At 62.0% G+C, this 12587-nt stretch carries 12 protein-coding genes and 1 tRNA gene; 1 reads left to right on the top strand and 12 read right to left on the bottom strand.

Annotated features, from left to right (window positions below):
• Nucleotides 1-11 precede the first annotated feature (11 nt).
• The 8 genes from HBOR_RS07165 to HBOR_RS07130 all read right to left on the bottom strand — a co-directional run bounded on the left by HBOR_RS07165 (nt 12) and on the right by HBOR_RS07130 (nt 8931).
• Nucleotides 12-1292, bottom strand: coding sequence for a branched-chain amino acid ABC transporter permease (locus tag HBOR_RS07165; protein ID WP_006054290.1), 1281 nt, complete (start codon nt 1290-1292; stop codon nt 12-14).
• A gap of 31 nt (nt 1293-1323) precedes the next feature.
• A complete protein-coding gene (locus HBOR_RS07160; protein WP_006054289.1) occupies nt 1324-2337 on the bottom strand; it encodes a branched-chain amino acid ABC transporter permease in 1014 nt (337 codons plus the stop codon).
• Nucleotides 2338-2383: 46 nt separating this feature from the next.
• Complete coding sequence (locus tag HBOR_RS07155) at nt 2384-3088, bottom strand: ABC transporter ATP-binding protein (protein ID WP_006054288.1); 705 nt, start codon at nt 3086-3088, stop codon at nt 2384-2386.
• Nucleotides 3085-3951 carry an ABC transporter ATP-binding protein gene (locus HBOR_RS07150; RefSeq protein ID WP_006054286.1) on the bottom strand — a complete coding sequence of 289 codons (867 nt, stop codon included), beginning with the start codon at nt 3949-3951 and terminating at the stop codon, nt 3085-3087. Before HBOR_RS07150 ends, HBOR_RS07155 begins: the two co-directional genes overlap by 4 nt.
• Nucleotides 3952-3957: 6 nt before the next feature.
• Nucleotides 3958-5397 (bottom strand): ABC transporter substrate-binding protein, encoded by a 1440-nt coding sequence (locus HBOR_RS07145; protein WP_006054285.1) that lies wholly within the window; start codon nt 5395-5397, stop codon nt 3958-3960.
• A 139-nt stretch (nt 5398-5536) separates the two neighbouring features.
• Nucleotides 5537-6241 (bottom strand): helix-turn-helix domain-containing protein, encoded by a 705-nt coding sequence (locus HBOR_RS07140; RefSeq protein ID WP_006054284.1) that lies wholly within the window; start codon nt 6239-6241, stop codon nt 5537-5539.
• 160 nt (nt 6242-6401) lie between these two features.
• Nucleotides 6402-8108, bottom strand: coding sequence for an AMP-binding protein (locus HBOR_RS07135; RefSeq protein WP_006054283.1), 1707 nt, complete (start codon nt 8106-8108; stop codon nt 6402-6404).
• Entirely contained in the window at nt 8101-8931 is an 831-nt protein-coding gene (locus HBOR_RS07130) for an alpha/beta fold hydrolase (RefSeq protein WP_006054282.1), read from the bottom strand. Before HBOR_RS07130 ends, HBOR_RS07135 begins: the two co-directional genes overlap by 8 nt.
• 91 nt (nt 8932-9022) lie before the next feature.
• Between HBOR_RS07130 and HBOR_RS07125 the strand changes: the two genes are divergently transcribed.
• Nucleotides 9023-9427, top strand: a complete 405-nt coding sequence (locus tag HBOR_RS07125; protein WP_049890453.1) for a MaoC family dehydratase — start codon at nt 9023-9025, stop codon at nt 9425-9427.
• A gap of 137 nt (nt 9428-9564) precedes the next feature.
• Here HBOR_RS07125 and HBOR_RS07120 read toward each other — a convergent pair whose 3' ends face one another.
• The 4 genes from HBOR_RS07120 to HBOR_RS20450 all read right to left on the bottom strand — a co-directional run bounded on the left by HBOR_RS07120 (nt 9565) and on the right by HBOR_RS20450 (nt 12554).
• Entirely contained in the window at nt 9565-9843 is a 279-nt protein-coding gene (locus HBOR_RS07120) for a hypothetical protein (protein ID WP_006054280.1), read from the bottom strand.
• A 225-nt stretch (nt 9844-10068) separates the two neighbouring features.
• Nucleotides 10069-10142 (bottom strand) — tRNA-Tyr (locus tag HBOR_RS07115).
• A 40-nt stretch (nt 10143-10182) separates the two neighbouring features.
• Nucleotides 10183-12435: an N-6 DNA methylase gene (locus tag HBOR_RS07110; RefSeq protein ID WP_006054279.1), complete on the bottom strand. Its 2253-nt coding sequence runs from the start codon at nt 12433-12435 to the stop codon at nt 10183-10185.
• Nucleotides 12432-12554 carry a hypothetical protein gene (locus tag HBOR_RS20450; protein ID WP_006054278.1) on the bottom strand — a complete coding sequence of 41 codons (123 nt, stop codon included), beginning with the start codon at nt 12552-12554 and terminating at the stop codon, nt 12432-12434. The genes HBOR_RS07110 and HBOR_RS20450 overlap by 4 nt, the downstream gene beginning before the upstream one ends.
• Nucleotides 12555-12587: the final 33 nt, after the last annotated feature.

Here is a 12587-nt window from a genome sequence, read left to right as displayed (position 1 = left end):
CCGTATGGTGGTCAGTCGTCGTCGCTCGTGGATTGATCGACAGTTCGAGCGCGAACAAGGTGAACGGCGCGGGCGGGAAGTCTATCCGCAACCGTGCCGCCGAGTCTGTCACGAAGCGTTCCGAGCAGTCCGTTCGGCACGTAGAGGACGAACAGGACGAACACGATTCCCAGATACAGGGCCGCGTGGCCGTTCAGGAACGTATCGATTGCCCGATTGACAGTCAGGCCGTCGTAGAGGACAGTCGAGAGGGTCGCCTCGCCGAGGGTGTCGTCGATGAACGGGAGGAGTCCACCGCCTTCACCGCCCTTCGACAGGAACTCTCTGATGGTCTCGTCGAACAGGCGGCCGAAGAGCGGACCGGCGATAGTGCCGAATCCGCCGATAATAGCGGCTAGTAGCGCGTCGCCGGCGACGAGGAAGTAGAAACTGTTCTCGGGTGTGACCGACCGACGGAAGCCCGCGAATAGGCCGCCCGCGACGCCAGCAAAGAACGCGCTCAGAGCGAACGCGCCGAGTTTGTAGCGGAACGTGTCGTAGCCGACGGCACGAGCGCGTTCCTCGTTCTCGCGGATGGCGATGAGGACGCGACCGAACGGCGAGTGGACGATGCGCTGGAGCGCGAAGTAGCAGCCGGCGACGACCAGTCCGACCATGTAGTAGGACACCTCAGCGGGCGAAAAGGTGAGAAAGCCGAGGAAGCCCTCGACGGATTCGCCGGCGAGTTGGCCGATGGCCAAGTTGAGCGCGTCCACGCCGGGAACGCCGATATTGAACGGCGCGGTGCGTTCGAGAACGGCAATACCGTCACGCGGATTCGAACCCACGTAGTCCCAATCACGGATGAAGACGTAGAGTACCTGCGAGAAGCCGAGAGTGATCATGGCGAAGTAGACACCCGTGAGGCGGAACGACACCACGCCGATGATGACAGCGAGGGCGAGGGCGACGAATCCACCGAGAACGAGCAGCGCGACGAACGGCGTATCTACCGGGACGAACGGTATCTTCCCGTTCGAGGCGAGGACGACCAGATAAGCCCCTGCACCGTAGAACGCCGCATGGCCGAAGGAGAGATAGCCGGTGTAGCCCGAGATGAAATCGAACGACATGGCGAACAGGCCGAAATAGAAGACAGCAATCATCGTCTCCACGCGCGGGAGGAGATACGCCATCTCCTGTCCGACCGGAGAGTTCGTTAGGACGGCGTAGACGCCCGGATACGCCGCGAAGAAGGCGATAACAGCAAGGTGGACGGCGTGATCGCGGAGGTACTGGACGGGCCACGCCACGTCCTCGCCGTCGCGGAGACCGAAACTGACGCTAATGGCCCCCCACCTCCTCGACGCCGAACAAACCCTGCGGTTTCAGAATCAACACCACGACGAGGATGAGAAAGATAGTCAACTGCGGCAGGCCGGTGAACGCGATGGCGTTCTGGAACCACCACGTCATGGTCGCGTCCACGAGACCGACGATGGTTCCGGCGACGACGGTGCCGCGGAACGTTCCCAGACCGCCGACGATGACGACGACAAACGCCGGGAGCAGCGTCTCGGCGGCAAGGGGGACGCTCGCACCCCAACTCGGATCCCATGCGAGGAGAACACCCGCGACGCCCGCGATACCGACGCCGATAGCGAAGACAAACGTGAAGACGCGCCGCACGTCCACGCCGAGTGCTTCGATCATCTCCGCATCCTCGGAGCCAGCGCGGATGTACAGCCCGTAGCGCGTCTGCGTCAGAAACGCCCAGATGGCGACGACAGTGAGGACTCCGAACAGAATCTCGAACAGAGCGAGTCCCGACACCGAGATGATGCCGAGATCAACCTGCTGGACGAGTATCTGCGGTTTCGTGGCGAAGGCGGCCTGCCAGTCCGAGATTGGCTGAAGGCCGTAGAACGAGACGACGATGCGGGCCAGTTCGTCCAGCATCAGCGTCAGACCGAACGTGAGTAGAATCTGGTACAGCGGGGGACGGTCGTATAGCGTCCGTATCAGGCCGACTTCGAGAACGGCCCCGAGCGCCGACAGCGCCGCGAACGCGACGGCGACAGCGGCGAAGAAGGCCAAAAAGCGCGTCCCCGGCCCCGCCGCAGAACCGGCGAGGACGACCATGACGAGGCCGCCGAGATACGCGCCGATCATGGTCAGCGACCCGTGCGCGAAGTTGAGGACGCCCATCAGGCCGAAGATGAGCGTGAGGCCGCTTGCGAGCATCACGTAGAGCGCCGCTTTCGACAGTCCATTGACGAGGACCGACGAGAGCGTCTCCAGCGTGAGGAAATCGCCGAGCGCGTCCAGAAACAGCGGTGCGGTGAGTAGTGCGTTCATGGGTATGATACGTACGTGTGTGCTGTGCTGAGCGTGCGTTCAGTGGTCATGCCGAGAGGTACCGTCTGAGTCGTTCGTCGTCCGCCGAGACGTTCGCCGTCTCGCCCGAATCGACCACGGTGCCGTGGTCGAGGACGTAGAAACGGTCCGCGAGGTCGAGCGCCAGCGGGAGATTCTGTTCGACGAGAAGGAGCGTGGTCTCTGCTGCGGCCGCCGTGAGCGCGTCGGCCACCGCCTCCACGATGAGCGGTGCGAGTCCTTCCGAGGGTTCGTCAACGAGCAGCAGGTCGTTTTCCCCGACGAGACCGCGAGCGATGGCGAGCATCTGCTGTTGGCCGCCCGAGAGCGATCCAGCCTTCTGCTTGCGGTGGTCGCGCAAGTCGGAGAACGTCTCGAACGCACGTTCGAGACCCGCGGAGACGTTTTCGGCGTCGGGGACGGCCACGCGGATATTCTCCTCAACCGTCAGTTGCGAGAACATCCGCCGGTCCTCGGGAATCCACCCGAGACCCCTGTCTGCGACCTCGTGCGTCCGTAACCCGGCGAGTTCCGTTCCGCGGTAGCGGACGCTTCCCTTTCGCGGCGGCGTGAGTTGCATAATCGAGCGGAGCGTGGTCGTTTTGCCGACGCCGTTCCGCCCGACGAGGGCGACGACTTCGCCCTCGTTCACGTCGAGCGTGACGCCTTCGAGGACGTGGCTGTCGCCGTAGTAGGCGTGGACATCCTCGACTTCGAGGAGCGTGTCGGTCACACTGATCCCTCCGCAGATGCTGACTCTTCATCCGGTGCATCGGCGCCGTCAGACTCGCTACTGTGTCGCGTTCCGGACTCGTAACCGCCGAGATAGGCGCGTTGGACCGCCTCGTTATCCCGCACGTCAGCGGGCGACCCATCCGCGATGAGTTTCCCTTGGTTGAGGACGACGACACGGTCGGAGACGTTCATCACGATATCCATGTTGTGTTCGACCAGCAGGACGGCGTGGTCCGTCGCTACGTCCTCGATGAGGTCGATGATATCGCCGACGCTCTCCGAGGAGACGCCCGCATTCGGTTCGTCCAACAGAAGTACGTCGGGGTCGCCCGCGAGGGCAATGCCAACCTCCAACTGTCTTTTTTCGCCGTGGCTGAGCGATGACGCGGGAACGCTCGCGTGCTCGGTGAGGCCGACACGTTCCAGAATCGCTCGTGCCTCCGTCTCGTACTCGTCGTAATGGTTGGCGTTTCGCCAGAACGTCGTCGCGTCGTCGCCGTTTGCCTGCGCGGCGATTCGAACGTTCTCGAACACCGTACTCGTCGGGAAGACGTTCGTGATCTGGTAGGATCGGTGGATTCCCATCGCCGCCGTCTCGTGCGGGGCCGCCGTCGTGATATCTTGCCACGCGCCGTCGGTGTCGCTTCCGCCGTCTTCGCGACTGCTCTCTGACCCCCGACGGAACTCGATAGTTCCCGCAGTGGCGGTGAGCGCACCCGTCAGCAGGTTGAAAAACGTCGTCTTCCCCGCGCCGTTCGGGCCGATGAGCGAGCAGAGTTCGTCTCCGCCGAGTTCGAAATCGACACCATCGACGGCGGTGAGGCCGCCGAACGTCTTCGTCAGACCAGTCGTTCGGAGCATCCTCGATTAGAGGGAACAGCCCATCTCCTCGGCGTCCGAGGGAATCGTCGTCTCGGACGCGTCGATGCGGGCAACGGGGTCTGACGGCATGATAGCCGCGCCCCACTGGTCTTTCCACTCGTCGGTGATCGGAACGGGGTCCGCGACGGTCATCGCCGAGCGAGCCTGATTGTTGTACTTCTGGAACGCGTAGCCATCGGTCCCTTTCGGCGTCTCCGCGACGGTCATGCCGCGCAAAGACGACGCGATGTCCGCGCCCTCGGTGGACCCCGACTCCTCGACTGCCTGCACGATAGCCGAGGCGGCGGTGAACATCCCCGACGTGAACAGGTCCGGAACCCGCCCGTACGCCTTCGAGTACATGTCCACGAACGCGCTGTTGATGTCGTTATCGTACTGATTCCAGTGATAGCGGGTCGTGAACGGTCCGAACTGTTTCCCCTGAAGTTTCTGCTCCGTCAAGGGCTTGCCGAACACTTTCTGGAGGGTCTGACCGACCACCGAAGTCGTGATTTCGGTGGCGAATCCGCCGAAGACGCGGTAGTTGTAGTCGCCGTTGAGGTACGTTGTGAACAGTGCCGGGAGCGTGGAGACGGTGAACCCGCCGACGATACCCTGCGCGCCCGCCTCGGACGCTTTGTCCAACAAGCCCTTCCACTCGGAGTAGCCCTGTTGGACGAACTTCTTACCGACGATTTCGACGTTGTTGGCCTTCAATACCGACTCGTAGTTGTTGACGACCGCGCGCCCGAACGAGTAGTCCGCACCGAACAGATACACCTGCTGTACGTCCGTCTCCTGTGCGACGTACTTCCCGCCGGAGCGGGCATCCATCGCAGTGTTCTCTGCGGCACGGAATATCATGTCACCGCACGTCTTCGAATTCCCTGTGATATCTGCCGAGGCGGCGGGGCCGACCATGTACGGCACGTTCGCTTGCTTTGCGACCGTGGTGATGACGCGGGAGGCGGCACCCGACGACGCACAACCGACGAGCATGTCCACATCTTCGCTCTGCACGAGGTCCGTCGCCAACGTCTGCGCCGTATCAGCGGAGAACTTCGTGTCTCGGACGTACAACTCGTAGTCCACACCGCCGACGGAGACGGTGTACTCGCCCGACTCGATTCCTGTCACCGGATCGGTGTCTCCTTTGTACGCCATGCCGGAGAAAAAGCCCCAGAGCGCCTGCATGCCGTAGTACTTCAGGTCAGTTGACATCGGCTGAATGACGCCGAGCTTGACCGTTCCGGACGCGCCGCCCGCGGACCCGGTCGTGGTTCCTGTCGCGTCGCCCTCACCTGCCATCGTTTCGCCGTCTGTACCGGTCGTTGTCTGGTCAGTACCACCGTTATCGCCACCGGCACAGCCCGCAAAACCCGTCACGCCCGCCGCCCCGAGCGTCGAGAGAACGCTCCGCCGTGAGATTCGGTCATCAGTGCTCATTCCTCCTAAATATCTATTAAGGAGTTGCAAAGGACACTAGGTTAACATGTGAACATTGAACATATACCAGAGAGTTCATCGGAGTGGGAACCACACCAGATGCGCCGAGAGAGGCATAGAGGACGTTCGAAACAGACACTCAGCCCTCTAACTCGTCCAGCGCGTTGACGACACGTTCGATCATCTTCCGTTGGCCGCGGCGGAGATTCTTCGACACGGCGGGTTTCGAGACGTCGAACTCGTCGGCCAGCGAACCAAGTGTAGCCGAACGGGGACTCTGAAAGTAGCCGCCGTCAATGGCCGATTCCAACGTTTTCCGCTCTACGTCCGAGAGGTCACGACAGCCTTCGATGAGCGTCATCGCCGCGCCGACGTTCTGCACGAAGTCGGTGAGTTCGGGGAGGTCGGGCGCGTTTCGCTTCACCACGTCAAATTCGTGGTTGCGGTCGAGACGTGAGAGGACTTCCTCCTCTGTCTCTCTGTCGTCGAAGCCGATACGCCACAGTTCGCTTCCGTCCTCGATGAACGACGGGCCGGTGATGAATCCGTCCTCCTCACGGATGATCCGCATCGCGTCGGTTTGTCCGATGACGGTTCGAATGTGCGCAACGTCGTTTCGGCGCGAGAGAAGCTGATAATCGGCCGTTCCCTCGTGACCGCGAAGGACGGACAACCCGGCGTCGAGACTTTCCCGGTCTGCGGCCTCTACGACCATCCGCGTCTCGGTACGGTCGGCGGCGGTATCGTACTCCCAGTGTACCGCCGAGAACGCAACGGGATGATCGTCGGTGGCGGCGACAAACGGACAGTCGTACTGCTCTACATCCACCGTGAGGTCGATCATCGTTCGTGGTGACTCGGACAAATGAAGGCTGAGAAGCAACTTAACTGTTAGCTATCTTTTGACATAAATGGGGGAAGGTATCCCGTTTCAACGGTTTGAGCAGGATATATCCCATTTCCAGTGTGTTGTGAATTTATTTGTATTTTTATAATACCATCCACTATCCACCACCGAACCGATCTTTCAGCGCTTGCCGGTCTATCTTCGACGGTCCAGACATAGGCATCTCATCGACGAAGACGACCGATTTCGGCTGTTTGAACCGCGCGAGTCGGTCGTCGAGGAACGCGGAGAGTTCTTCGACCGTCACAGAGTCGTCGCCCTGCACGACGGCGCGACCGACCTGGCCCCACCGTTCGTCGGGGATACCGATGACGACCGCGTCTTCCACCTTCGGATGAGCGGTGACAGCATCCTCGACTTCGGGCGGATACACGTTCTCGCCACCGCTGACGAACATATTCTTCTTCCGACCTTCGATGTGGACGTAGCCGTCATCGTCCACGCGGGCGAGGTCACCCGTAGAGACCCATCCGTCATCGAACGTCTCACGCGTCTCTTCGGGCGCATTCCAGTACTTGCGGGCGGCGTGTGGACCGGAGAGTTCCAGTTCGCCGACCTCGCCCTGTAGTTCGTTGCCATCGTCGTCAACGACGCGCGCATCGACGTGCATCGCCGGGACGCCTACCGAGTCGGCCTTCTCGTGCGGCCATCCATCGGGCATGGCGAAGTTGTTCGGGCCGCATTCGGTGAGACCGTAGCCCTGCGAAAGGTCGATATCACGATCCCACCACGCCTGCATCACGGACTCGCGGCAGGGACCGCCACCCGATTTCACGAATCGGAGTGTCGAGAGATCGGTTTCGGTCCAGTCGTCGTGCGCGCACATCATCCGCAAAACGGCGGGAACGGCGATGAGTACGCTCGCATCGTGTTTCGGAATCAATCGAAGCACCGCCGCGGGATCGAAGTCGCGGGCGATGACGACCGTCCCGCCGAGGTGGAACAGCGGAACGGTGATAACGTTCCACCCGCCGGTGTGGAACATCGGGAACACCATCGGCGTCGTGTCCTCGGGGCAAAGCCCCCACGCGGTGATGGTGTTGAACGAGTTCCAGAGAATACCCTCGTGGGTGAGTACCGTTTCCTTCGGCGTGCCCGTGGATCCCCCGGTGTGGAGGAACAGATGCGGGTCGTCCATCGATACGTCGGTGTGTTCGGCGGGCGAGGCATCGTCCGAGGGGTCCGAAGCGTCGTCCGAGGAGGTCGAAGCGTTGTCCGAGGGGGTCGAAGCGTCGTCCGAGGGGTCCGAAGCATCATCCGGGAGGGCCGAAGCGAACGTCGGAACTGCGGCGAACGCCGGCGCGTCACTTAGGTCGTCCGAGTCGTTGCCCGCGTCGTCCGCAGAGAGGACGAGAATCGACGGACCAGTGTCGAACGCGTCCGCTGCTCGTGCGTCGGCGACGAGTTCAACGAACGGCGACTCGATGACGAGGAGTTTCGGGTCCACCGTCGTGAGGAGTTCAGCGATTTCAGGCGCGGCGAGGCGGTGCGAAAGCGGGGCGAGGACGCCACCCGTCTTCGCGGTCGCGAAGAACAGGTCCACCAGTTCCGGGCGGTTACGCGAAATGACAGCGACCCGTTCGCCCGTCTCAACGCCGTACTGACGGAGCAGACGGGCCGTTCTGTTTGCCCGTGCGTCCAACTCGGCGTACGTGAACGACTGGTCCGTCGTGGCGTCTACGAGGCCGACTTTCTCCGGTGAGAGTTGCGCGCGGCGCTCGGACCACCCGCCGACCCACCGGTTCGGCCCGGCGTCAGAAACAGGCAAGAAGGCACCGAGACCATCGTCGTTCCCCTCAGACATTGTTCAAGAAGGTCGCAAGACGGTCGTTCACGGCTCCAGCCTGTTCGATAAAGAACAGGTGTGAGCCGCCGTCGTACTCCTCAAACACGACTGCTGCGTCGGCCGCCTCAGCAATCTCGTCCGCCAGCAACTGGCCGTTTTCGACCGGGAGAACCCTATCTTCAGTTCCGTGGAGAATCAGTGTCGGTATATCGAGTGCCGCCAGTTCGTCGCTGCTGTCGAACGCGGCGACTGCTTCGGCTTGCGCGGTGCGGGCGTGTTCGGGAGCGTCCGACGCCAGCCGCCAGTCCACGATGCGGGAAATGAGGTCGTCGCGCGACTCGAAGAACGCGTCCGTCATGGCTGGGCGCATCTTGTATCGGATCACCTCACGTTCGTCGGCGTCGTCGGGCACGTCGAACATTCGCTGTTTCGTCTCCGGCGGTGTCGGCACCGCCTCTGGACCGCCGTGAGAGGTACACAGAAGCGATAACGAGGTCGTCCGGTCGAAGTCGAGCGCGTAGCGTTGCGCTATCATCCCACCCATGCTCGCGCCGACGACGTGCGCCTCGTCTACGTCGAGGGCTGAGAGAACTGCGTCCACGTCGGCGGCCATCTGTGCTATCGAGTAGGGACCGTCCGGTGCATCGGAGTCACCGGTCCCGCGATTGTCGAGAAGCACGACTTCGTACCGACTGCTCAACGCGGCCGCCTGCCACCGCCACATCCAACGTCCGTAGCCGAGTCCTTCAAGGAAGACGACCGTCTCAGCGTTCCGCTCCGGCGTAGCTGGACCGCGGGTTTCGTACGCGATAGTTACACCATCACTATCTACCGTGATCATTGATGGCTATGATAACACGGGCCATCCCCATCAACACCGTACTTCACATGTTAACCGGAGCGCCGAAGTTGGCTGATGCGAAGTAACAGATATGGCAGTAGCTACGATGGGTGACGCTGTCGAGGCGTCACTTCTCGTCACCAAATCGACTATCGACGAGTTCGCCTCTTTATCGGGCGATAACAACCCAATTCATCTCGATGATGATTACGCCGCCGAGACGATGTTCGGCGGACGAATTGCTCACGGGATGATCGCCGCATCAGTCATCAGTGCCGCTCTCGCGGACCTCCCCGGAGACATCATCTACCTTTCACAGGACTTCGAGTTCGAGAATCCGGTTCGGCCGGGCGATAACATCGTCGCGCGCGTCGAAGTGGTAGAAGAACTCGGCAAAGACCGAATCCGCGTCAAGACGACGGCGAGCGTTGACGAGAAAAGCGTGCTGAGCGGTGAAGCGGTGGTGTTGTCGGTCCCGCACGAAGACGCAGACTGAAGCGACTACTCAGCGGCGAAAACAGACAGACCGAGAGATGTGGGTTTCGAGTGTGAGAAAAGAGGACCACGTTGGAGCGGCACAGAACAAGACGCGCGCCAGCGAACGGAACGAATCTAGGCAGTCAGTCGGGAGGCTTAGTCCGAGGTCTGGGCCGCGTGCTTTGTGGTCGCCATTGGTTCGTGGTGGAGTTCCGCTACTCGCCAGACGTTCGAGCGTGCACCCACCCGCGAAAGTGAGACCGGAATCGTCGTCCCGGACGGAAGCGCCGCGAGCGTCTGACGAAGCTCCGGGTCGGCATACTCAACAAGGTGACGGGTTTCGTTGGTATCTTCGACTTCGACGGTCATCGTGTCGTGATCGTTCATCGGTTTTCGGACGATGACACGCGTAGAAACCGCAGTCTTGGCGCTCATACCACAGCACTAGACCTGCGCTCTATTAAATTGTAATATGGCATATACATTCGCTTCCCACGAGGACAATAGACACGGGAAGTCATCCGGTTGGCTTTGGTCGTTGCACTGGGCGAGAGAACACGGAGATACCACACGGATACACACGTCTCGCTGCCTCCCGTTCGATCCGCTCACGGGAGCGGAGACAAGCCGAAGGCTCTCGGAATCGAGGTCGGTAGAAAGTCCGCTCTCCCCGATTTGAACGGGGGACAAGCCGATCTACAGTCGGCTGCTCTGCCAGGCTGAGCTAAGAGCGGTCCATCTACTCGTAGCGCCGTGACCGGACTTAAGAATTACTCATTGGTCGTCACGGCTGGCCAGAAATCGCTCGGCCGCACGGTCCACCCGCGCCTGCGCAGCGTCGATTTCAGGGACGGTTTTCGCGTTGTACGCTCGCTTCGAGCAATCGACGTGCTCGGGGACGATACGATGGGCCGCCATCGACGCCTCCGCGAGCGCAACCTGTTCGTCTCTGGCGTCCCACTCGGGCATAGCCAACCGAGAGACGGTCGATTTTGACAGGCTAGACTTCCCGCCCGAGGAGATATCCCGCAGACACCGCTGGTACGGCGCGGAGTTCAAAAGCCCACAGAGGTAGTGCGCTTCCTGTTTGTCGTCGGTCCCGACGAACATACAGTGATCGCCGGGAACGACCGGCTTCTCACCGAGCAACGGGTCCTCGACTGTCGAGACGACGGTGAAGTGGGGCTTGTAACCGAGACGACACCAGACCACCTTGTAGTCGGCCCACGTGTACGGTCCGAGGCCGAACAGCGAATAGAACGGCCCGTCGTCGAACCACGACGACCCGCGCGCTTCGAGGCGGTCGCGGTTCGCGTCGAGATAGGCGTACGTGTTGGGCGTCTCCCGTCGGACTGCACTCTCGTTTTCCTCACCCGCGAGTCGTTGCGGGACGAGATGCCTATCGTAGCCAAACAGTCCGTACTTCACCACGTGCTTTGATTTCAGATACGGATAGATGTGATCCGGTTCGAGGTCGTGTTCCTCGATAGTCTCCTCGTCAAGAGCGTACACCGCTTTTGCGTCATCTTTCACGCCGTGTCGGATGCGGTACCCCGAAGAACCGAGCGCCCGGCGTTCGGCGTCCGCACGGACCCACGGCGATGCTTCGGTGTCCGGGTCCGCGGGGACGAGTGCGGCGTCCTCGGCGGTGAGCGTCTGACGGATGGTCGCAAGTGAATCGAACGAGGGAGTCTCGCCGTTTCGAGACCACCGCGTCGTTGGGATAGGGCAGTCATCCGCCGGCGAACCACCATTGGCACCCACATCGAGTCGGTACAGCGCGGTTCCGGCGGCGACCTCGCGTCCGAACGGCGACAGCGATCCGAAATCGTGGATGTGTCGCATCGAGAGCGGTCGGGAACCGACTCGACGGCGGCGTAAGAGTTTGCCCGCCGGTCCAGTCATCAAATCACGCTTGAGGACGAACGCCGCGCGGCCGCCATCGCGGAGGAACTTGTGAACGCACGTCCACGCGAACGGCACTGACAGGTCGTCGTTCGCGTATCCGAGGCGGGCGTCGCGCCCGCGATGAGCGAACAGATCGAGATCCGGATTCGCCATCGGCCCGTCGCGCCAGCGGTCTTTCACCCGCGGCGTCAGCGAGTCCCACGTCAGCCACGGCGGATTCCCGAGAAGCACGTCCGCACGGGTGCCGCCGAGAGGGGCGTCGTCGGCCGTCGTTTCCACGGCATCTGCGAGGACGACGCGCGGGGCGAACGAGGAAACGTCGTCTCGGCTGAGGAGTGGCCGAAGGGACAGAACGAGCGCAAGGCGAGCGGCGCGAACGGCGACAGGGTTCACGTCGAACCCACGGACAGAGTTGGCGATGCGGGCTGTGGAATTAGCTGGCGTCTCGCCGTCTCTCCCGAGCGAATCGAGTTTCGCTCGCGCCGCTGCGGCGAGGAACGCGCCCGCGCCGCATCCGGGGTCGAGGACGACGCGTTCTGTGAAGTCACCGTTGCGAACGCTCTCGACGGCGAGTTCTGCGAGTCCGGCGGGCGTATCGTAGCGGCCGAAAGCCCGGCGTGCAAGGCGTGAGACGGTTCCGTGATGGAGAGCCGTGACCGCCGCAGGAGTAGCAGTCTGGATGAAGTCGGTGGCAAGTTCGGGTATCTCCTCGCGTGTCGCTGCGTCGAGTTCGGGTTCGACAGCGGTATGGACGGTCTCGAATCCCGCAATCAGGTCAGACGCGTCAGCCGACCGTTCGAGTTCGATACCGAGAGCGCATTCGGCGGCATCGAGATGTGTCCGGAGAAGGTAATCGAACGAGAGCGACTGGATGAACACATCACGAGCGACGGCGTCCGCGTCGTCAGGGAGCGACGCGTCCGACTCGTCCGCGAGACCGGCGAACACCGAGCCGTGGTGGTCGCGGACGAACGTACGCCACACCCCCCGAACGGCGGCGATTGGCTCCGCATCGATGGAGTCGCGGAGGGCCGCACAGTACCGGCTGAGGATCCTCTCGTAGCGGGCCAAACGGTCGTCATCGAGGAAGCTATCGTCGGTTCGTGAAGCGAGGTTCATCGTGCAAGTGGTGGCAGCGTTCGAGGTGTGATGTCCGCAGTTGAGGCGAGTTCGATGTCGTAGTCGAGGCGAACGCCACCGTCTGGACCCGACGAGGCACGGTCGATACTTAACGGCATCCGTCTCTCGACGTAGAAACGACGCTTCAGAGC

This window comes from Halogeometricum borinquense DSM 11551 (genome assembly GCF_000172995.2).
In the GTDB taxonomy this organism is placed as follows: domain Archaea; phylum Halobacteriota; class Halobacteria; order Halobacteriales; family Haloferacaceae; genus Halogeometricum; species Halogeometricum borinquense.
The sequence above is the reverse complement of the archived record's forward strand: the minus strand, read 5'-3'. Positions and strand labels throughout refer to the sequence as shown.